General features: G+C 70.4%; 18 protein-coding genes. 6 read left to right on the top strand and 12 right to left on the bottom strand.

The window, feature by feature from the left end:
* Positions 1-166 precede the first annotated feature (166 nt).
* Positions 167-1,705 carry a trehalose-6-phosphate synthase gene (locus tag ASG96_RS06400; RefSeq protein ID WP_056752313.1) on the top strand — a complete coding sequence of 513 codons (1,539 nt, stop codon included), beginning with the start codon at positions 167-169 and terminating at the stop codon, positions 1,703-1,705.
* The gene (gene otsB / locus ASG96_RS06395) at positions 1,702-2,505 is read left to right on the top strand and encodes a trehalose-phosphatase (protein WP_057587393.1); all 804 of its coding nucleotides are present in this window, start codon (positions 1,702-1,704) and stop codon (positions 2,503-2,505) included. The genes ASG96_RS06400 and otsB overlap by 4 nt, the downstream gene beginning before the upstream one ends.
* Positions 2,506-2,712: 207 nt before the next feature.
* On the opposite strand, the gene ASG96_RS06390 is transcribed toward otsB, so the two are convergent.
* The 5 genes from ASG96_RS06390 to ASG96_RS06370 form a co-directional block, all read right to left on the bottom strand.
* The gene (locus ASG96_RS06390) at positions 2,713-3,726 is read right to left on the bottom strand and encodes a LacI family DNA-binding transcriptional regulator (RefSeq protein ID WP_056752307.1); all 1,014 of its coding nucleotides are present in this window, start codon (positions 3,724-3,726) and stop codon (positions 2,713-2,715) included.
* Between the two features lies 1 nt (position 3,727).
* A complete protein-coding gene (locus ASG96_RS06385) occupies positions 3,728-5,614 on the bottom strand; it encodes a glycoside hydrolase family 13 protein (RefSeq protein ID WP_082591665.1) in 1,887 nt (628 codons plus the stop codon).
* Complete coding sequence (locus tag ASG96_RS06380; RefSeq protein ID WP_057587391.1) at positions 5,611-6,552, bottom strand: sugar ABC transporter permease; 942 nt, start codon at positions 6,550-6,552, stop codon at positions 5,611-5,613. The genes ASG96_RS06385 and ASG96_RS06380 overlap by 4 nt, the downstream gene beginning before the upstream one ends.
* Positions 6,552-8,096 carry an ABC transporter permease subunit gene (locus ASG96_RS06375; protein WP_056752302.1) on the bottom strand — a complete coding sequence of 515 codons (1,545 nt, stop codon included), beginning with the start codon at positions 8,094-8,096 and terminating at the stop codon, positions 6,552-6,554. Before ASG96_RS06375 ends, ASG96_RS06380 begins: the two co-directional genes overlap by 1 nt.
* Positions 8,097-8,246: 150 nt before the next feature.
* Positions 8,247-9,566: a maltose ABC transporter substrate-binding protein gene (locus ASG96_RS06370; protein WP_056752299.1), complete on the bottom strand. Its 1,320-nt coding sequence runs from the start codon at positions 9,564-9,566 to the stop codon at positions 8,247-8,249.
* Positions 9,567-9,893: 327 nt separating this feature from the next.
* Between ASG96_RS06370 and ASG96_RS06365 the strand changes: the two genes are divergently transcribed.
* The 3 genes from ASG96_RS06365 to ASG96_RS06355 all read left to right on the top strand — a co-directional run bounded on the left by ASG96_RS06365 (position 9,894) and on the right by ASG96_RS06355 (position 13,025).
* Positions 9,894-10,997: an ABC transporter ATP-binding protein gene (locus tag ASG96_RS06365; protein ID WP_056752296.1), complete on the top strand. Its 1,104-nt coding sequence runs from the start codon at positions 9,894-9,896 to the stop codon at positions 10,995-10,997.
* 127 nt (positions 10,998-11,124) lie between these two features.
* A complete protein-coding gene (locus ASG96_RS06360) occupies positions 11,125-11,784 on the top strand; it encodes a Pr6Pr family membrane protein (RefSeq protein WP_056752293.1) in 660 nt (219 codons plus the stop codon).
* Positions 11,781-13,025, top strand: coding sequence for a DUF4032 domain-containing protein (locus ASG96_RS06355; RefSeq protein ID WP_056752290.1), 1,245 nt, complete (start codon positions 11,781-11,783; stop codon positions 13,023-13,025). The genes ASG96_RS06360 and ASG96_RS06355 overlap by 4 nt, the downstream gene beginning before the upstream one ends.
* A gap of 56 nt (positions 13,026-13,081) precedes the next feature.
* Here ASG96_RS06355 and ASG96_RS06350 read toward each other — a convergent pair whose 3' ends face one another.
* From ASG96_RS06350 to cysS, 4 genes are all read right to left on the bottom strand, one after another.
* Entirely contained in the window at positions 13,082-13,606 is a 525-nt protein-coding gene (locus ASG96_RS06350; protein ID WP_057587388.1) for a vitamin K epoxide reductase family protein, read from the bottom strand.
* Between the two features lie 7 nt (positions 13,607-13,613).
* On the bottom strand, positions 13,614-14,465 hold the full coding sequence (locus tag ASG96_RS06345; RefSeq protein ID WP_056752285.1) for a DUF929 family protein: 852 nt from the start codon (positions 14,463-14,465) through the stop codon (positions 13,614-13,616).
* A gap of 173 nt (positions 14,466-14,638) precedes the next feature.
* The gene (rlmB, locus tag ASG96_RS06340; RefSeq protein WP_056752282.1) at positions 14,639-15,610 is read right to left on the bottom strand and encodes a 23S rRNA (guanosine(2251)-2'-O)-methyltransferase RlmB; all 972 of its coding nucleotides are present in this window, start codon (positions 15,608-15,610) and stop codon (positions 14,639-14,641) included.
* Position 15,611: 1 nt separating this feature from the next.
* Positions 15,612-17,105 (bottom strand): cysteine--tRNA ligase, encoded by a 1,494-nt coding sequence (gene cysS, locus ASG96_RS06335; RefSeq protein ID WP_056752280.1) that lies wholly within the window; start codon positions 17,103-17,105, stop codon positions 15,612-15,614.
* Between the two features lie 85 nt (positions 17,106-17,190).
* On the opposite strand from cysS, the gene ASG96_RS06330 reads away from it, so the two are divergent.
* Entirely contained in the window at positions 17,191-17,940 is a 750-nt protein-coding gene (locus ASG96_RS06330) for a hypothetical protein (protein WP_057587386.1), read from the top strand.
* Between the two features lie 89 nt (positions 17,941-18,029).
* Here ASG96_RS06330 and ASG96_RS06325 read toward each other — a convergent pair whose 3' ends face one another.
* The 3 genes from ASG96_RS06325 to ASG96_RS06315 all read right to left on the bottom strand — a co-directional run bounded on the left by ASG96_RS06325 (position 18,030) and on the right by ASG96_RS06315 (position 20,306).
* Positions 18,030-18,704 (bottom strand): MBL fold metallo-hydrolase, encoded by a 675-nt coding sequence (locus tag ASG96_RS06325; RefSeq protein WP_057587383.1) that lies wholly within the window; start codon positions 18,702-18,704, stop codon positions 18,030-18,032.
* Positions 18,701-19,783, bottom strand: a complete 1,083-nt coding sequence (locus ASG96_RS06320; RefSeq protein WP_057587380.1) for an S-(hydroxymethyl)mycothiol dehydrogenase — start codon at positions 19,781-19,783, stop codon at positions 18,701-18,703. The genes ASG96_RS06325 and ASG96_RS06320 overlap by 4 nt, the downstream gene beginning before the upstream one ends.
* A gap of 88 nt (positions 19,784-19,871) precedes the next feature.
* A complete protein-coding gene (locus tag ASG96_RS06315) occupies positions 19,872-20,306 on the bottom strand; it encodes a hypothetical protein (protein ID WP_056752268.1) in 435 nt (144 codons plus the stop codon).
* Between the last annotated feature and the right edge of the window lie 95 nt (positions 20,307-20,401).

Genomic DNA, 20,401 nt, shown 5'->3' with positions numbered 1-20,401 from the left:
CCCGCTCCACCAGAGATGCCCTGACTCGACCCTAGAACGGGACCGGACCGGGCGCCACCGTTCGCTCGTTAGAGTGAGACCGATCGCGCCCGCCGCACCCCTGCCCACCGGGCCGGAGCACGGCGCGGCCCGAGGACCACCCCTCGAAGCAGCAGGAGTTGATTGCGTGCCGTCCGCTCGGCCGACCTACGACCTCGTCATCGCCGCGAACCGCCTGCCCGTCGACAAGGTCGTCACCGACGACGGCGAGGTCGAGTGGCGCCGCAGCCCCGGCGGCCTCGTGACCGCCATGGAGTCCGTGATGCGCACGCAGCCCGGCGCCTGGGTGGGCTGGGCCGGCGACGCCGGCGAGGCGCCCGAGCCGTTCGACGAGGACGGCATCCACCTGCACCCCGTGCCGCTGTCGACCGACGACATCCGCGACTACTACGAGGGCTTCTCCAACGACACCCTCTGGCCGATCTACCACGACGTCATCGTGCCGGCGACCTTCCACCGCGAGTGGTGGTCGAGCTACCAGACGGTCAACCGGCGCTTCGCGGAGGCCGTCGCCGAGGTCGCGGCCGAGGGCGCCACGGTCTGGGTGCAGGACTACCAGCTCCAGCTCGTGCCGGAGATCGTGCGCAAGCTGCGACCCGACGTGCGCATCGGGTGGTTCAACCACATCCCCTTCCCGCCCGTCGAGCTCTTCGCGCAGCTGCCGTGGCGCGCCCAGCTGCTCGACGGCCTGCTCGGGGCCGACTTCCTCGGCTTCCAGCGCCAGGCCGACGCCCGCAACTTCGTGCGTGCCTGCCGCCAGCTGCTCGGTGCCCAGACCAGGCGCGACCGCGTCACCGTCGAGGGCTCGCACCGTCAGGTCCGGGCGGCCGCGATCCCGATCTCCGTCGACTTCCAGGGCCTCGAGGCGCTCGCCCGACGGCCTGACGTCATGGCCCGCGCCCGCGAGATCCGCGAGAGCCTCGGCGACCCCAAGGTCCTCATGCTCGGCGTCGACCGGCTCGACTACACCAAGGGCATCCGGCACCGGCTCAAGGCCTACGAGGAGCTGCTGAGCGAGCGGCGCATCGGACCGCCCGACGTGACGCTCGTGCAGGTCGCGACGCCGAGTCGCGAGCGGGTGGACGCCTACCGCAACCTCAAGAACGAGATCGAGCAGACCGTCGGCCGCATCAACGGCGAGCTCGGCAAGATCGGCGCACCGGCCGTGCACTACCTCCACCACTCCTACCCTCGCGAGGAGATGGCGGCGCTCTTCCAGGCCGCCGACGTCATGCTCGTGACACCGCTGCGCGACGGGATGAACCTCGTCGCCAAGGAGTACGTCACGTGCCGCCACGACCTCGGCGGCGCCCTCGTGCTGTCGGAGTTCACCGGCGCGTGGCACGAGCTGCACCAGGCGTTCGCGTGCAACCCGCACGACATCGAGGGCCTCAAGCAGACGATCCTGCGCGCCATCAACACCCCCGAGAAGGACAAGCAGCGGATCATGAAGGCGCTGCGCCGGCGCGTCTCCGACCACGACGTCCAGCGCTGGGCGGCGCGCTATCTTGCCGCGCTCGCCGCGGCGCCCGAGCTGCCGGGGGCCGAGGCACGCCCGCAGCCGACCCCGCACGCGGAGGAGACTCCGCTCATGCCCGCCCCCAGCGAGTCCCGCAGCGAGTCCCGCAGCGGGTCGCGCGGTGTCGCGGACAGGGCGGGGTCGTGAGCGCCACCGCGCCGTCCGCGGAGGCGCTCGAGGAGGCGGCGGCCGCCCCGGTCCTGCTCGTCGCCACCGACTTCGACGGGGTGCTCGCACCGTTCGACGCCGACCCCATGAACGCCACGCCCGTGGCGGGCAGCATCGACACGCTGCGGTCGCTCGCGAACCTGCCGGGCGTCCACGTCGCCGTCGTCTCGGGACGTGACCTCGACACGCTGCGGGCCCTCACCGGCATCACCGAGGACGAGCCGATCGTCCTCATCGGCAGCCACGGCGCCGAGTCGTCGAGCGGGGCCGTGCGCGAGGCCATGGAGGCGGCAGCCGTGACCCCTGACGACGAGGTGACGCTGGCCGAGCTGCGCACCGACATCGAGTCGCTCGTCAAGGAGCACCACCCCGAGGCCGGGATCGAGTACAAGTCGGCCGCCGTCGTCGTCCACGTCCGCGGCCTCCCGCGCGACGTCGGTGACGCCGCCATCGCCGACGCCCGGCGGGTCGCCCTCGACCACCCCGGCGTCAAGGTGCTCAAGGGCAAGTCGGTGCTCGAGCTGTCGGTCTCCCACGCCGACAAGGGATCTGCCGTCACGGCGCTCGGGCGCCACGTCGGCGCCGTCGCGCGCGTCTACCTCGGCGACGACGTCACCGACGAGGACGCGTTCATGCGCATGCGCCGGCCCGAGGACGTCACCGTCAAGGTCGGCACCGGCTCGACCGCCGCCCGTTACCGCGTCGACGACGAGCCGGCCGTGGCCGCCCTGCTGACGCGACTCCAGTCCCTCTGCTCCGCCGCCCACGTCGCGAGCTGAACCGGGCGACCGGGCCACCCGGCATACGCGCACCACCTCGACGCCGCGGCCCCCAAACGGTGGGCGTAACCCCACGCCCTCGACCGCCCCGGCGCCGCGGTCCCGAAACGGTGGAGGCCCCGGAGGCCGAGAACCCGGACCGCCGGTCGAGGGCTGGAGCCGGCGCCCAGCGCCGGAAGGCCGCACTCCCCCACGTCGCGCGGACGCTCAGTGGCGCCGGACAGCGCCCGTCGAGCCGCGGACGACCAGCTCGGGTCGGAAGACGTATTCGGCGCGGGGAGAAGGCTGCCCGGCGATCTCGTCGAGCAGGGCACGCACCGTCGCAGCACTCATGGCGTTGACGCTCTGGCGCACCGTCGTGAGTGGCGGGTCGGTGAAGGCGATGAGCGTCGAGTCGTCGTAGCCGACGACCGAGAAGTCGCGCGGGACGTTGAGGCCGCGCTTGCGGGCCTCGCGGATGGCGCCCAGCGCCATGAGGTCCGAGCCGCATACGACGGCTGTGGCGCCACGGTCGAGCAGACGCCCGGCCGCGGTCGCCCCGCCCTCGACGGAGAAGAGCGAGCGCTCGATGAGGTCGTCGACGTCGGAGCGACCGGTCAGCTCCTGCATCGAGTGGCGGAAGCCCGCGATCTTGCGGATGACCGGCACGTAGCGGTCGGGTCCGACTGCCAGACCGATCTCGCGGTGCCCCAGGCTCACGAGGTGCTCGAGCGCAAGGCCCATCGAGGCGACGTCGTCGTTGCTGATGAAGGGCGCGTCGACGCCCTCGATGTAGCCGTTGACAAGGACGAGCGGCAGGTTGCGGTCACGCAGCGCGACGTAGCGGGCGGAGTCGGTCGTCGTGTCGGCGTGCAGGCCGGAGATGAAGATGATGCCGGCGACACCGCGCTCGAGGAGCATCTGGACGTAGTCGTCCTCGTGCACTCCCCCCGCGACCTGCGTGCACAGCACCGGCGTGTAGCCGTTCTGCGCGAGGGAGTTCTCGATGATCTGGGCGAAGGCCGGGAAGATCGGGTTGGTCAGCTCCGGCACGATGAGGCCGACGAGCCCGGCGCTCTTGCGGCGCAAGCGACTCGGTCGGTCGTAGCCGAGGACGTCGAGCGCCGTGAGGACGGCCTGGCGTGTCGACTCGGCCACCCCCGGCTTGCCGTTGAGCACTCGGGACACGGTGGCCTCGGACACGCTCGCCTGTTCGGCGATGTCGCGCAGTCGTGCCCTCATGTCACCTCCCCCTTCGTCGCACGTGCCGTGGACCGTCGTCGGTGGGGCGCCACGTCCAGATGCTGACGCTGGGCCCCGAGGCGCTCAGTGTGACAGCACGCTTGCCGACCTTGGGGACGGGTCCGTAGAGCGGCGAACCGGACTCGATCCCGGCCAGGTGACGCGGGTCGAGGACCACCGGGTCGTGGGCGTCCCGTGCGACGTGGACGAGAGCCACCTCGTCGAGCGTCTCGCGGAGGTAGACCATGGCGTCACCCTCGGCGCAGACCCAGCGCAGGCCGCCGCGCCGGAGCGCCACCGAACGCTGGCGAGCCTGGATGAGGCCGCGGTAGACCGCGAGCGTCCCCGAGTCCCAAACGCTCTCGTCCCACGGCATCGGACGGCGGCCGTCCTCGCCGAAGGTGCCCTCCATCCCGATCTCGTCGCCGTAGGTCATCATCGGCATCGACGGGAAGGTCATGAGCAGACCGACCGCCGCCTCGACGGAGTCGGCGCCGACGAGGGTCCGGATGCGCGGTACGTCGTGCGACCCGATGAGGTTGAACGAGTGGACGAGCGACTGCCAAGCGATCCGCGACGTGAAGTCACGCATCGTCTCGACGACCGCACCGGCATCGAGCAGGGGCAGCGGGACCGGGGCGCCGAGGAACCGCGGGTCCTTGGGTTCCTCACGCAGCCACGTCCACGTCGGCTTGCAGAAGCCGGCGTAGTTCATGACGCCGTGCCAGCCGTCGCCGGGCATGTCAGGCGTGTAGTCGTGGAAGTGCTCCCCAACGAGCAGGGCGTCGGGGGCGACCCGGCCCATGACGTCACGCATCTGCCGAGCCACGTCGTGGTTGACGTCGGTGTCGCGCCAGCGGCCGGTCATGTTGGCGACGTCGACACGCCACCCGTCGAGCCCACCTGACCGACCCAGCCACTTGCGTACGACACCCTGGGGGTCCTCGAAGATGCGGTGGCGCAACGCGGCGTTGAGATGGTTGAGCTTCGGCAGGGACGGGACGCCGAGCCAGGCGACGTAGGTGCCGTCCTCCCAGATGTAGTAGTCCCGCTCCGGCGTGTTCTTCCCGCCGGGACCGGCGGCCTTGAGGAACCACTCGTGGGCGTTGCCCGTGTGGTTCGTCGTGAAGTCGCCCATCACCTTCAGGCCGCGCTCGTGGGCGGCCTTGGTGAGCCGGCGCAGCGCCGGGGCACCGCCGAGGAGCGGGTCGATCTGCTCGAAGGACGACGCGTCGTAGCGGTGGTTGGAGCGCGCCGGGAAGAACGGCGTCAGGTAGACGACGTCGACGCCCAGCGACTCGAGGTGGTCGAGGTGCTCGGTGATGCCGTCGAGGTCACCGCCGTAGAGCTGGTGAGCGATGCCCCTGGGGCTGAGGTCGACCGGGTCGGACCAGGCCGCAGCGACGGCCCAGTCCGGCGTCTCGTGCTTGTCGGCACCCTTCGAGCGCGCGAAGCGGTCGGGGAAGATCTGGTAGACGACCGCCCCCAGCGCCCACTCCGGCGGCGGGCTCGCGTGCGCGACGAGGCGGAAGTCGCTCGCATCGGGCACGTCCCGCCCGTGGACACCGGTCCCGTTGAGCCACGCGTACCTCGTCGGGCCGCCGGTGAGCAGGAAGCGGTAGCTCGTGACCGGGTTGTGGCACGTCAGGGTCGCGCGCCACCACTCGTCGACGGCCGTCGTGCGCACCTTGCGGGCGACCGTGAAGGTCGCCTCGCCGTCCGGGGACGTGCGCACGTGGACCGCCTCGACCTCGGCCTCGAGCGGCACCCGGACGAGCACGTCGACGCGGTCGCCGAGGCGGGGCGTCTGGTTGGAGACGTACCGCCCCGACCCGTCGTGGTGCGGCTGGCTCAGCCACGTCTGCTGGCGGGTCGGGGCAGGAGTCACTTCACGGATCCCGTGGTGAGCCCACCGACCAGCTGACGCTGGAAGGCGAGGTAGAGCAGCATCACGGGGATCGAGCCGAGCAGGGCACCGGCCGTGAACCGCCCGAACAGGGTGTTCGCGTCGTTGCCGAGCGTCATGCCGTAGAGACCGACACCGAGCGTCTGGTTCTCGACGTCCGTGAGGAAGACGCTCGCCAGCATGAACTCGCCGTAGAGGCCGACGAAGACGAGCATGAAGACCGTGACGAGGATCGGCATGACCAGTCGTAGCGTCATCGTGAAGAAGATGCGCGCATGGCTCGCACCGTCGACGATGGCTGCCTCGTCGAGCTCGCGTGGCACGGTGTCGAAGTAGCCCTTGAGCAGCCACACGTTGGCCCCGAGCGCGCCGCCGAGGTAGGCGAGGATCAGGCCGGTGACCGTGTTGAGGCCGAGCGCCGGCAGCACGTCACCGATCGCCGCGAAGATGATGTACGTCGCGACGATGGCGAGCAGCGCCGGGAAGAACGTCGTCAGCAGCAGGAACATCATGCCGCCGCGACGGCCCTTGAACCGCAGGCGCGAGAAGGCGAACGCCGCACACGCGCCGAGGAAGACCGCCCCGAGCGCCCCGATGAACGAGATGGTCAGCGAGTTCTTGTACCAGGTCCAGAACGGGCGCGAGCTGTCGTTGAAGAGGTCGGTGAAGTTCTTCGTCGAGAAGCCCGAGGGCCACAGGCTCGCCGTGTTGAGCGTGCCGCTCGGGTTCGTCGCTGCGGAGTAGATGAAGAGGATCGGGAAGAGCGCCCACATCAGGGCGAGGATGCCCAGGGCGTGGCGCCACCAGACCTGCCCGCCGACGCCCGGCCGTTTCGGCGACGGGGCGTGGTCGACGTGCTCGCCGGTCTCGACCTCGAGCCGGTGGTCGAGGCGGGGGTCTGTGGGAACAGGGGCGGACATCAGTTGACCTCCTCGAGGGCCTTGGTGCGACGGAAGCCCGGGATGCTCATCAGCGCCACGAGCAGGAAGATGATCACGGACACCGCCGCAGCAAAGCCGTAGTTGGGCGCGCTGCCGGAGAAGGCCAGGCGGAACGCATACGTGATGAGCAGGTCGCTCGAGCCGATGCTCGTGTCGGCGCCGTTGAACGGGCCACCCTTGGTGAGCAGGTAGATGAGCCCGAAGTTGTTGAAGTTGAACGCGAACGACGCGAGCAGCAGCGGGCCGACGGCCACGAACAGCAACGGCATGATGATCGAGCGGAGCGTCCGGAAGGCGTTGGCGCCGTCGATCGTCGCCGCCTCGCGCACGTCCTGCGGGATCGACTGGAGCGCGCCCGTGCAGACGATGAACATGTACGGGAAGCCCAGCCAGAGGTTCGTGATGAGGATCGCGGCCTTGGCGCCGCCGGGCGTTCCCAGCCAGTCGACGGAGATGCCCAGCGTCTGGTTGATGATGCCGTAGTCCTGGTTGAACATGCCCTTCCACACCAGCGCCGTGACGAAGCCGGGCAGGGCATAGGGCAGGATCAGCAGAGACCGGTAGAACGCTTTGCCGCGCAGTCTCGGGTCGTTGAAGAGCAGCGCGATGAGCATGCCCAGCAGGAACGTCGTGAGCACCGACAGGATGGCGAAGGCGATGTTCCAGATGAAGATGCTGATGAAGCCGCTGCGGATCGTGCTGTCGGTGAAGATGCGGGAGTAGTTCGCCAGGCCGATGTTCTCCTTCCAGCCCTGGGGGAACGACTGGGTCGGGTCGGCCACGTTGACCCACTTGGCGTCCTTCGGCGCATACACCGATGGTGGCGCCGTGGCCGCGTCGGTCAGCTGGTCGGCCGCCGAGTCGTAGGTGACCGTCGCCTTGCCCTCGAAGGCCTCGGAGAGACCGACCGGTTTGATGCCGCCCCCGTCGCTGGTCGGCACGGCGATGGCCGACAGGTCCTTGCTCCGGGCGTTCGCCTGCTTCGCGGTGAGGATGGTGTAGCCGGGAGCCTTGGTGATCTTGCCGACGGGCGTCTTCTCGACACCGGTCGGGGGAAGCGGCTTGAGGCCGGCGTTGTCACCGACGTAGGTGCTGCCGTCTGGCTTGGTCAGCAACAGGACGAGGTCCGCGGTGGCGGGGTCGCCGCCCTCGGCGATCGCGACCGACATCTTGTAGCGCGGGGTGTCGGGGACCTCGCGGACCGACTGGGCGATGATGTCGGTGACCGACTCCTCCTTGCTGTAGAGGTGTCCGTCGCCGTAGTTCGTGACCGAGAGGCTCGCGGTGTAGAGCACCGGCCACAGCTGGAAGAGGATCATGAAGAGCAGACCCGGGACGAGGTACTTCAGGGGGACCGACCGCTTCGTCGCGTAGACGGCGAGGACGCCCATCCCCACGAGTCCGGCGAGAACGACCGCCATGACGTTGCCGGCCGCAGCCAGCTTGGTGGCGATGTAGAGGATGCCCAGCAGGGCGACTGCAATGAGAACCCACTTGATCGCGAGCGCGATGGGCTTCTTCATGTGACACGTCCTTTTGCGCCGACCCGGCGCCGTTGCCGTAGGTGCACGAAGGGGAGCCCTCGCGGAGCTCCCCGATGGCCCGTGCCCGGGCCGGGTTTCCGGGGTCCGCCCTCAGGACGGACCCCGGAAACCCTTGTCAGACTGAGGAGCTCAGCCCTTGGCGATGTTCGCCGTGATCTCCTTGGCAGCAGCGTCGAGACGCTCCTTGGCGCCGGCCTTGCCGGCGATGATGTCGGCGGTCGCCTGGCCGAAGGGGCCCCAGACCGAGTTCATCGCGGGAATGTTCGGCATCGGCGAGCCGTCGATGCCGGCCTCGTACCACGCCTTGACGTCGGGGTCGCTCGCGGCGACCTCGGCGTACGCCTCCTTGAGGGCCGGCGGGCGCTTGCCGACCTCGAAGAGGGCCAGCTGGACGTCCTTGCGCGGGATGTAGTTCGTGACGAACTCCTGCGCGAGGGCGGCGTTCTTGGCCTTGCTCGAGACGTAGAACATCTGGACACCGAGGAACGGACGCATGGCGCCGCCACCGGTGAGGCTCGGGAGCGGGGCGATGCCGTAGTTGATGCCGGCTTCCTTGGCCTTCGCGACGCTCCACGGACCGGAGATCATGAACGGGGCGGCCTTCGTGTCGAAGAGCGCGTCCTGGTTCGTGTCGTCGACGTTGGTCGAGAGGACCTTCTTCTTGCCGAGCTCGGCGAGGACGTCGCCACCCTTGACCGAGTCAGGGGTGTTGACGATGACCTTGTTCGGGTCGTAGTCGCCGTTGGGCTTGATGGCGAAGATGCCGCCCTCGGGGAACGCCGAGAGGTACGGGTAGGCGAAGTACGCGTTGCCGACCTTGGAGACGAACTGGCTGAGGACCTGCTTGGCCTTACCCTCCTTGACGAGCTTCTCGCCGGCGGCGACGAGCTCGTCCATGGTCTTGGGCGGGTTCGGGACGAGGTCCTTGTTGTACATGAGGCCGATGTTCTCGACGGCGTAGGGCACGCCGTAGGCCTGGCCGTTGAACTTCGTGGCCTCGATCGCCTTCGGCAGGAACTTGGCCGCGACGTCGGAGCTGAGGTTGACCGGCGCGACCGTCGAGTTCTGGACGAGCTCGCCGAGCCAGTCGTGGGCGCCGACGATGACGTCCGGACCCTTGCCGACCTTGGTCGCGTCCTTGAACTGGGCGCGGGTGTCGGTCGAGATCTGGACCTTGACCGTCACGCCGTTCTCGGCAGCGAACTCGTCGGCGTACTTCTGCACGGCCTTCGAGCGGTCGGCGTCGGTCCAGATGACGAGGTCGACGTTGGCGTCACGGACGGGAGCAGCGGTGCCGCTCGGCGTCTCCGGGACACCGGTGGTCGTCGCCTTGCTCGTGCCGGCGGCGCCGGTGTCGGACGGGGTGGTGGGGCTGGACCCACCGCAGGCGCTGAGGGCCAGGGCGGCAACACCCGTGACGGCAGCAGCGCCGAGCGCACGCTTGTGCATGGATTCTCCTTTGAAGCCAGGTGGCACACGCCGCCACCGGTGCCCCGGAATCTAGCAAGAAGTTGCAGACAGCGGAAACCCGCTTGCTGCAATTTTTTGCAACGTTCCGGACACATCCCTGATCGGACCCAGCGGGGACCGGTCGCCGCGGTCCCCGCCGGGGCCTACACGTCCCCCACCCATGCCCGCGGCGGCCCTCCCGTGGGCGAGGGGTGGTCAACGTGCCCGGAGTGGGACATGATGTCGATGCCTGCTCACCCGGGCAGGCACACCCTTTACAACGGATCGTCCGGCACGTTCCTGCCGGTGAAGGAAGGCAATGAAGCCATGGCAACAGTGACGTTCGACAACGCGACGAGGCAGTACCCCGGGAACCCGATTCCCTCCGTCGACAAGCTCAACATCGAGATCGCGGACGGGGAGTTCCTCGTCCTCGTCGGCCCCTCCGGGTGTGGCAAGTCCACCTCCCTGCGCATGCTCGCCGGCCTCGAGGAGGTCAACGGCGGACGCATCCTCATCGGTGACCGCGACGTGACGAACCTGTCCCCCAAGGACCGCGACGTCGCGATGGTCTTCCAGAACTACGCGCTCTACCCGCACATGACGGTCGCCGACAACATGGGCTTCGCGCTCAAGATCGCCGGCGTCGACAAGGCCGAGATCCGCAAGCGCGTCGAGGAGGCCGCCAAGATCCTCGACCTGACGCCGTACCTCGACCGCAAGCCGAAGGCCCTCTCCGGTGGCCAGCGCCAGCGCGTCGCCATGGGCCGCGCGATCGTGCGCTCCCCGCAGGTGTTCCTCATGGACGAGCCGCTGTCCAACCTCGACGCCAAGCTCCGCGTCCAGACGCGCACGCAGATCGCCTCGCTCCAGCGCCGCCTCGGCGTCACGACGGTCTACGTCACGCACGACCAGGTCGAGGCCATGACGATGGGTGACCGCGTCGCGGTGCTCAAGGACGGCATCCTCCAGCAGTGTGACAGCCCGCGCCGCATGTACGACCACCCGGCCAACGTCTTCGTCGCCGGCTTCATCGGCTCGCCCGCCATGAACCTCATGGAGGTGCCGGTCACCGACGGCGGCGTGGACCTCCACGGCCACACGGTCCCGGTGACGCGTGAGAACCTCGCCGGCGTCGGCAAGAACGTCACGCTCGGTGTGCGTCCCGAGGACCTCGAGCTGTCGTCCGACCAGTCGGGCATCCCCGTCACGGTCGACGTCGTCGAGGAGCTCGGCGCCGACGCCTACATCTACGGCTCCACCGAGCAGAAGCTGCTCGAGGCCACCGGCGAGAACGCCGGCGCCGTGCCGTTCATCGCACGCGTCGACGGTCGCCGCCCCCCGGAGAAGGGCGACAAGATCTACCTCAAGCCGAAGGCCGGCCACGTGCACGTCTTCAACGCCGAGTCGGGGCTGCGCGTCGGCGACTGAGCCACACGCGTACCACTGCATCACGCCGCCGGGCCGGCACCCCTCGTGGGTGCCGGCCCGGCGCCGTTGTCCCGCAACGCTGGACAAGGTGCGGCGTCAGCGGCCACCGAGGCCCTAGGCTCCGGCTGTGACCAAGTCGACCATCGGGCGGTACTGGCACCTCGTGACGCTCGTCGTCGCGGTCTTCGCACTCGTCTTCCAGCTCTACCTCGTGGCGACGGGCGACAACATCCTCGACTCGAGCGCGGTGACGACCGCCCGGCCCGAGCAGGTGCGCCGCTACTTCAGCTACTTCACGATCCAGGCGAACCTCCTCGTCGCCGTCTCGATGTACCTCGTCGTCCGCGACCGCATCGACTCCCAGCTCTTCCGGGTCGTGCGGCTCGCCTCGCTCGTCGGCATCACGGTGACCGGCATCGTCGCGGCGGTCGCCCTTCCCCCGTCGCCGAGCTACACGACGGGCTCGCTCGTCTGCGACCGACTGCTCCACATCGTCGTCCCGGTGCTGACCTTCGTCGGCTGGGTCGCCTTCGGTCCGCGGGGCCGGGTGACCCGTGACGACCTGCTGCCCTCGCTCATCTGGCCGGTGCTGTGGCTCGCCGCCACGCTCGCCCTCGGACCGCTCGTCGACTGGTACCCCTACCCGTTCCTCAACGTGGGCTCGATCGGCCTGGGCCGCACCCTGCTCAACTGCGCCGTCATCGCCGTCCTCTTCCTCGCGCTGGCCGCCCTTGCGCTGTGGGCTGATCGACGCCTGTCGCGCGACCGTGCCACGATGAACGCGTGACGCTCGAGATCACCACCGCCAGGCCCGAGTCCGCACTGCTCGACCTGCCGTGGTCGACACCGCTGGAGGAGTGGCCCGAGAGCTATCTCGCCGCGCTACCCCGAGGCATCTCGCGCCACGTCGTGCGTTTCGTCAAGCTCGGCCCGCGCGTCCTCGCCGTCAAGGAGATCAAGGACGACATCGCCGACCGCGAGTACGCCATGCTGCGCAACCTGCGCCGCCTCGACGTGCCGAGCGTGGAGCCGTTCGGGGTCGTGCACGGGCGCACGACCGCCGACGGCGAGCCGCTCGACGCCTGCCTCATCACGCGCCACCTGCAGTTCTCGCTGCCCTACCGCGCGCTCTACAGCCAGAACCTCCGGCCCGACACGGCCGTGCGCCTCATGGACGCCCTCGCCGTCCTCCTCGTGCGGCTGCACCTCGAGGGCTTCTGGTGGGGCGACGTGTCCCTGTCCAACACCCTCTTCCGCCGCGACGCCGGAGCCTTCGCCGCCTACCTCGTCGACGCCGAGACGGGCGAGCTGCACGCGAGGCTGTCCGACGGCCAGCGCGAGCACGACCTCGACATCGCCCGGGTCAACATCGCCGGTGAGCTGATGGACCTCGCGGCGGGGGGCTTCCTCGAGGAGCACGCCGACCCCTTCGAGGTGTCCGCGTCGGTCATCGAGCGCTACCACACGCTGTGGGACGCCCTCACCGGCACGGAGCGCTTCGAGGTCGGTGACCGCTGGCGGGTCGACGAGCGCATCCGCCGCCTCAACGAGCTCGGCTTCGACGTCGACGAGCTGTCGATGACGACCGACATCGGCGGCACCGAGATCGTCATCACCCCGAAGGTCGTCGACGCCGGGCACCACTCCCGCCGCCTGCTGCGCCTCACCGGCCTCGACGTCGGCGAGAACCAGGCGCGACGCCTGCTCAACGACCTCGACGCGTACACCGCCGCCACCGACCGTCAGGGCGACGACGAGGAGATCGTCGCGCACGACTGGCTGGCCAAGATCTACGAGCCGGTGACGCGCGCGGTGCCACGCGAGCTGACCGGCCGCCTCGAGCCCGCCGAGATCTTCCACGAGGTGCTCGAGCACCGCTGGTACATGAGCGAGCGGGCCGGTCACGACACCCCCATCGAGGACGCCCTGCGCGACTACGTCGCGACCGTCCTGCCGGCCAAGCCGGAGGAGAAGGCCGTGCTCGGCGTCGACACCGAGGAGATGCCGGTCATCAGCCGCTTCGACTGAGCACGGGTGCCGTGCGCCACCGACGGCTGGAGCCCCCGCTCAGCGCCGGTATGCCGTCACTCCCCCTCGGTGCCCACGGCGAGCTTCTCGGCCGGGGCCGAGAGGATCTGGCCGAAGAGCACGACGATCCAGAGCAGGAACGTCACGACGTGCACGGCCGTGCACCACAGGCAGATCGCGTGGATCCGATAGAGCTCAGCCCACACGAGGTAGAGCGCCATGCCGAGGCCGACCGTGAGCCAGCCGAGGCGGACCGCGTCGAGCCAGCGCTCGGGCCGACGCCACACCTGCGGCAGGCAGAGACCGAGGGCGACGACGAAGAAGACGAGCCCGAGCAGCGCCACGGGGACGCCCATGAAGGTGCTCCAGGCGCTCGTCGTCACCTTGGCACAGTCGATGACCCCGCCGATGCTGCACGCGAGGGTCGCGTTGGCCGTGAAGTGCTCGAAGGTCAGGTAGGCCGAGACGAGCAGGCCCGCGACGGCGAGGACGACCGACACGGGGGCGAGCCACACCGGCCGGCTCGGGCCGGTGACCACTGGGGCCTCCCCGGTGGCCACGTCGTCGTGCAGCGGGCTCACGCCGGCGTCACCGCTTGAGCAGCACGGAGGCGGAGGCGACCGCCTGGCTCGTGCAGACGTTGGCGGGCTGGCCCTTGGTCTGCTCGCAGATCTGGGCGGTGATCATGTTGATGGCCGGCGTCACGGTCTTGCCGATGTCGGAGGTGGGGTCCTGGATGCCGGCGATGATCTGGTCGTAGGTCTTGCCCTCGAAGGCGTTGGCGTCGACCGTCGCGCCGTCGGTGGCGTGGGTGCCGCCGTAGGTGATCCACGGGATGCCGCCGCCGGGGTTGAACTTCTGGAAGAGCGCGAGGTTCTCGCCGTCCAGGGTCTGGAGCGGCTGCTTGTTGCGGTCCTGCGTCTCGACGGCCTCGAAGGCGACGACGTCGCTCGCGTACTTCGCGTCCTTGAACGAGAACGTCGGGGTGTCCGGGTGCACGTCGTCACTCGAGCTCGTCGTCTCGGTGACGCCGGTGAAGGTGCCGAAGCGGGACAGCGCCCCGATGAGCGCCCAGCGCTCCATGGCGCAGAACGGGCAGTACTCGGCGCCGACGTAGAGCACCTTCGGCTTGCCGTCCTGGGTCAGGGCCGTGCCGCCCTGGAGCTTGGCGGGCGCCTGCTCCGGCGTCGGAGCCGGCGCGCTGTCGAAGACGCTCGAGGGCAGCTTCTCGAGCGTGGCGAGCGCCGCGGCTCCCCCGCTGGCCGCGGGCGCGTCCTGCGGCCGGTTCGAGATGACGACCCCGAGGACGACCGCGATCACGACCACGACGACAGCCACCGACGCGGCGATGACCTGCGTGCGCTGACGGTCCTTGCGGGCGGCCTCGGCGCGCAGCTGCGCCGCTCGGGCGGCCGTCTCGGCACGGTTGCTCTTCGCCACGGGTTCGGTCCTCCGGCATCTCCCGCTGCATGACCGCAGTCGGGGTTCGTAGTACTACAGCTCGTAGTTGACCTGCGTCAGCACTCTATCGAGGTCATCTGGACCAGCGTCGCAGAGGGTCCGAGAGTTCCCGGACACGTATGAGTCGTTCCCCCCGGCCGCCGACCGGCCGGTCAGCGGCGGCGCTGGCGGGCGATCTCGTAGAGGGTGACGCCCGTCGCGAGCCCGGCGTTGAGCGACTCGACGGCCGAGCTCATCGGGATCGAGACGATCTGGTCGCACGTCTCGCGGACGAGGCGCGACAGGCCCTTGCCCTCGGAGCCGGTGACGACGACGAGCGGCTCCGTCGCGAGCGAGAGGTCGGGCAGCTCGACGTCGCCGTCCATGTCGAGGCCGAGGATGAAGAAGCCGGCCTTCTTGAACTCCTCGAGGGCGCGGGTCAGGTTGCTCGCGCGGGCCACCGGGATGCGGGCAGCCGCACCGGCGGAGGTCTTCCACGCCGACGCGGTCATGCCGACGGAACGACGCTCGGGCACGACGACACCGTGGCCGCCGAAGGCCGCCACGGACCGCACGATGGCGCCGAGGTTGCGCGGGTCGGTGATGCCGTCGAGCGCCACGACGAGCGGGATGCCGGGCATCTCGGGGTCGATGAGGTCGTTCGGGTGGGCGTAGTCGTAGGGCGGCACCTGCAGCGCCATCCCCTGGTGCACGCCGCCGTCGGTGAGCCGGTCGAGCTCGCCGCGCGGCGTCTCGAGGATCGGGAGACCCCGCTCGGTGGCGAGCTTGAGGGCCTCGCGCACGCGGTCGTCGGTGTCGATGCGCGTGGCGATGTACATCGTCGCGACCGGCACATCGGCGCGGAGCGCCTCGACGACCGAGTTGCGGCCGTAGACCATCTCGCTCGAGGCCTTGCTGCGGCTCTTGGACCGGGTCTGGCCGCGGCCGCCCGGACCGGGCGCACCGGAGCCGGAGCGCTTCGCCGCAGCCTTGGCGCGCTTGTGCGCGGGGTGGTACTCGCGCTCGGAGGCCTTGGGCGTCGGGCCCTTGCCCTCGAGCCCGCGGCGGCGCTGGCCGCCGGAGCCGACGGTCGCGCCCTTGCCGCTCTTGCGGATGGCGCCGCGCCGTTGGGAGTTGCCTGGCATGTCAGCCCTGTGCCTTCTCGGCCCCGAGGGCCGCGGTGGGGTGGTCGGTGGTGGGGTCGGCGTCGCCGCGCGCCGGGCGGGCGAGCGACCACTGGGCCCCGGACGGGGTGTCGGTGATCTCGATGCCGACCGCCGTCAGCGTGTCGCGGATCTCGTCGGCCCGGTCGAAGTCGCGCTCCTGGCGGGCGATCTGGCGGGCGTCGAGCTGGGCCCGCACGAGTGCCTCGAGCGCGAGCTCGGCGGCGGCGTCCTCGCGGCTGCTGCCGGAGCCCCAGTGCGCGGCGAGCGGGTTGACGCCGAGCACGTCGGTCATGGCGACGACGGCGCCGGCGGCCTCGAGGGCCGCCTCGTCGTCGTCCTCGTCGAGGGCGCTGTTGCCGGCGCGCACCGTGTCGTGCACGACGGCGAGCGCGCCGCTGACGCCGAGGTCGTCGTCCATCGAGGCGACGAACGCGCCCGGCAGGTCAGCGGTGGACACCGGTCGGATCGCGCCGCGCCGGGACGCCCGTTCGAGGAAGCCCTCGATGCGCTCGACGGCGGCGGCGGCCTCCTCGAGGGAGCCGGAGTGGTACTCGATCATCGAGCGGTAGTGCGCCGCCGTGAGGTAGTAGCGCAGCACGATCGGCCGCGTCGACTCGAGCAGGTGGCGCACCTCGAGGGCGTTGCCGAGCGACTTGCCCATCTTCTGGCCCTTGACCGTGACCCACGCGTTGTGGAGCCAGTAGCGGGCGAAGCCGAGCCCGGCCGCGCGCGACTGCGCCTGCTCGTTCTCGTGGTGCGGGAAGCGCAGGTCGATGCCACCGCCGTGGATGTCGAACTCGTCGCCGAGCCAGCGTCGCGCCATGGCGGAGCACTCGAGGTGCCAGCCCGGACGACCGGCGCCGAAGGGCGTGGGCCACGACGCGCTCTCGGGCTCGTCGGACTTGTGGCCCTTCCAGAGCGCGAAGTCGCGCGGGTCACGCTTGCCGCGCGGGTCGGCATCGTCCGCGCTGGCCATGTCGTCGAGCGACTGGCCGGTCAGCGAGCCGTACTCGGGCCACGAGCGGACGTCGAAGTACACGTCGCCACTGCCGTCGGGGGCGGCATACGCGTGGCCCTTCTCGATGAGCGTCTCCATGAGCGTCACCATGTCGGGCACGTGACCGGTCGCCCGCGGCTCGTAGGTGGCCGGCTCGACGCCGAGCGCGTCGAGCGCCTGCGAGGTGAGGCGCTCGTTGCGGTAGGTCAGGGCGAACCAGTCCTCACCGGCGTCGGCCGCCTTGCGGAGCACCTTGTCGTCGATGTCGGTGACGTTGCGCACGAGCGTGACGTCGTAGCCGTGACCGACCTCGAGCCAGCGGCGCAGCACGTCGAAGGCGACCGCGAAACGGATGTGGCCGATGTGCGGCGCACCCTGCGTGGTGAGGCCACAGATGTACATGCCGACCTTGCCCACCTCGCGCGGCATGAAGTCGCGCAGCTCCCGGGTTGCGGTGTCGAACAGTCGTAGGCTCACCCGCCGAAGTCTATCGGCGCGTCGCTGCGCACCCGACCATGCGCGATCCCGCGACGCCGGCACCGCGCGGTCTACGCTCGGGCGCATGGCGCAACCGCGGCTCACGAGCTACGAGCGGCTCGACGGCTCCGAGGTGCGCGCCGTCATCAGCTACCTCGGCGAGCGCATCGACACCTACCTGCCCCGCCACCCCGGGCTGCGTGCCGCCACCGAGGAGCTCGGCAAGGTCGTCGACGCCCTCCTCGACCGCCGCCGGCGCGCCCCCGCCCAGCGAGCCACCCTGGTGTGGGCCTCGCGGGCCCTCATCGTCGTCGTCCTCGCCGTGTCGCTCGTCGCGGTCGGCATCGCGGTGCGCGACGCGCTGGCCCGGGCCGGCTCGATCGCGGCCTTCGAGTGGCTGCCGGTCGTCGAGAGCCTCATCAACGACCTCGTGTTCGCCGGGATCGCGATCTGGTTCCTGCTCTCGCTCGCCGACCGGGTCGTGCGCAACGACCTCATCCGCCGGCCGCACCACCTGCGCTCGCTCGCCCACATCATCGACATGCACCAGATGAGCAAGGACCCCGCCGCCCTGCTGCCCGACACCCGGCTCGGGACGATCGCCGGTGACGAGGTCGTGAGCCCCCGCACGATGTCGGTGCGCGACTACGCGCTCTACCTCGAGTACTGCTCCGAGCTGCTGTCGATGACCTCGAAGGCCGCGGCCCTGTGCGCCGAGGAGTCGACCGACGCGCTCGTGCTCGACACCGTGAGCGAGATCGAGAACCTCACGACCGGCATGAGCCGCAAGATCTGGCAGAAGATCAGCCTCCTGCGCGACGCACCCCGCGCCTGAGCGCGCGACGCCGCGGCCTCGGGCACACGGCATACGGCATACGGCACGAGGGCGTATGCCGTGTGCCCGGGTCACGCGGCGCAGCGGGGTCAGTGACCCCGGCGGATCCACTCCTCGACGTCCGGCAGCTCGTCGCCGATCGTCGTGGCGCGGCCGTGGCCGGTGAGGACCGTCGTCTCGGGCGGGAGCGAGAGCAGCTGGTCCTTGATCGACTCGACGATGGTCGGGAAGTCGGACCACGACCGACCCGTCGCGCCGGGGCCACCCTGGAAGAGCGTGTCACCGGTGAAGACGACGGCGAGGTCGCGGGCGTGGAAGCAGCACGCGCCCGGCGCGTGGCCCGGCGTGTGCAGCACGAACAGCTCGACGTCGGCGACCTGCACGACGTCGCCGTCGGCGAGGTCCAGGGTCGGGGTGAGGTCGGGGTGGCTCTGGTCCCACAGCACCCGGTCGTCCGGGTGGAGAGCCACCTTCGCGCCGGGATAGGCGGCGAGCAGCTCGGGCACGACGGTGACGTGGTCGTCGTGTGCGTGCGTCAGCAGGATGTGGGTCAGGCGGCGGTCGCCGACGAGCTCGAGGATCGGGGCGGCGTCGTGCGGGGCGTCGATGACGACGCACTGGGTGTCGTCGCCGATGACCCACACGTTGTTCTCGACCTCCCACGTGCCGCCGTCGAGGCTGAAGGTGCCCTCGGTCGTCGTGTGGTCGATGCGGACGCCGCCCTGCGAGGGCGTGACCCGGTCGGCCGCGCCGTCGGCGCTCACAGCTCGACGACCGATCGCAGGACCTCGCCGGCGTGCATCTTGTCGAACGCCGCCTCGATGTCGTCGAGGCCGATGCGCTCGGTGACGAACGCGTCGAGGTCGAAGCGGCCCTGCTTGTAGAGGTCCACGAGCATCGGGAAGTCGCGGCTCGGGAGGCAGTCGCCGTACCAGCTCGACTTCAGGGCGCCGCCGCGGCCGAAGATGTCGATCATCGGCAGGGTGACCTGCTGGTCCGGCGTCGGGACGCCGACGAGTACGACGGTGCCCGCGAGGTCGCGGGCGTAGAACGCCTGCTCGTAGGTCTCGGGGCGGCCGACCGCCTCGACGACGACGTCGGCGCCGTTGCCGTCGGTGAGGCTGCGGATCGCCTCGACGGCGTCGGTGTTCTTGCTGTTGACGGTGTGCGTGGCGCCGAAGTGCTTCGCCTGCTCGAGCTTCGCGTCGCTGACGTCGACGGCGATGATCGTCGTCGCGCCGGCCACCTTGGCGCCGGCGATCGCGGCGTTGCCGACCCCGCCGCAGCCGATGACGGCGATCGAGTCGCCGCGGCCCACCCCGCCGGTGTTGACGGCCGCGCCGAAGCCGGCCATGACGCCGCAGCCGAGCAGACCGACGGCGGCGGCGTCGGCCTCGGGCACCGTGGTGCACTGGCCCGCGGCGACGAGCGTCTTCTCGATGAAGGCCCCGATGCCGAGCGCGGGCGTCAGCTCGGTCCCGTCGGTCAGCGTCATCTTCTGCGTCGCGTTGTGGGTGTTGAAGCAGTACCACGGCTTGCCCTTGGCGCAGGCCCGGCACTGACCGCACACGGCGCGCCAGTTGAGGATGACGAAGTCGCCGGGAGCCACGTCGGTGACGCCCTCGCCGACGGCCTCGACGTAGCCGGCGGCCTCGTGGCCGAGCAGGAACGGGTAGTCGTCGTTGATGCCGCCCTCGCGGTAGTGCAGGTCGGTGTGGCACACCCCGCAGGTCTCGATCCTGACAACCGCCTCGCCGGGACCCGGGTCGGGCACGACGACGTCGACGACCTCGACGTCGGCCCCCTTGCTGCGGCTGATGACACCCTTGACGGTCTGCGGCATGACTACTCCTGTCGATCTTGCGGATGTGCGGCCCGAGAGGCCCTCCATGACCTACCCAAACGTCCCGCGGGGCCCAGCGCAACGAGCGTCAGGCCCGGCGCAGCGCCGCGAGGAAGAGCTGGGCGTGCCGCTGCACCGGGGCCCGGTCCCACGGCGAGTGCTCGAGGTCGTGGTCGACGGGAGCGACACGCAGGAAGATCCGTCCGTGGGCCGTGGTGCGCAGCAGCACCGGCCACCGCGTCGTCGTGTAGTTGCGCGACGCCCGGGTGCCGGCGACCGGCACGGCCCAGGCGACGTCCTGGGCACCCGCCGGCGTGAAGGCGACGTGGCCGTCGCGGACCTCGATGCGGCCGGGACCGGCGACGTCGCGACGCGACCGCACCTGCACGTCCCAGGCGGTCGGCAGCTGCTCCGGCTCGGCCGGACGGTTCCAGCCGGCGAGGGCGATGAACATCGCGACGAGGAAGACGATGAGCATCAGTGCGACCGGTCCGAAGACCAGCCACATCCACGAGTCGTCCACGGGTCTCCTCAGGTGAGTCGTCGAGCCGCCGGGGGGCGGACGCGGTCGGCACTACGAGCGGCGCGCCCGTCGATCGGTTCCGACGTGGCGAGGTG

It is taken from the genome of Terrabacter sp. Soil810 (genome assembly GCF_001429645.1).
Lineage (GTDB): Bacteria > Actinomycetota > Actinomycetes > Actinomycetales > Dermatophilaceae > Terrabacter.
This window is presented reverse-complemented; position numbering and strand designations above follow the sequence as displayed.

Coding starts and splice junctions, on each gene's coding strand:
- ASG96_RS06365 (WP_056752296.1), top strand. CDS start 9,894: ATGGCAACAGTGACGTTCGACAACGCGACGAGGCAGTACCCCGGGAAC.
- ASG96_RS06330 (WP_057587386.1), top strand. CDS start 17,191: ATGGCGCAACCGCGGCTCACGAGCTACGAGCGGCTCGACGGCTCCGAG.
- ASG96_RS06390 (WP_056752307.1), bottom strand. CDS start 3,726: ATGAGGGCACGACTGCGCGACATCGCCGAACAGGCGAGCGTGTCCGAG.
- ASG96_RS06370 (WP_056752299.1), bottom strand. CDS start 9,566: ATGCACAAGCGTGCGCTCGGCGCTGCTGCCGTCACGGGTGTTGCCGCC.
- rlmB (WP_056752282.1), bottom strand. CDS start 15,610: ATGCCAGGCAACTCCCAACGGCGCGGCGCCATCCGCAAGAGCGGCAAG.
- ASG96_RS06375 (WP_056752302.1), bottom strand. CDS start 8,096: ATGAAGAAGCCCATCGCGCTCGCGATCAAGTGGGTTCTCATTGCAGTC.
- ASG96_RS06320 (WP_057587380.1), bottom strand. CDS start 19,783: ATGCCGCAGACCGTCAAGGGTGTCATCAGCCGCAGCAAGGGGGCCGAC.
- ASG96_RS06380 (WP_057587391.1), bottom strand. CDS start 6,552: ATGTCCGCCCCTGTTCCCACAGACCCCCGCCTCGACCACCGGCTCGAG.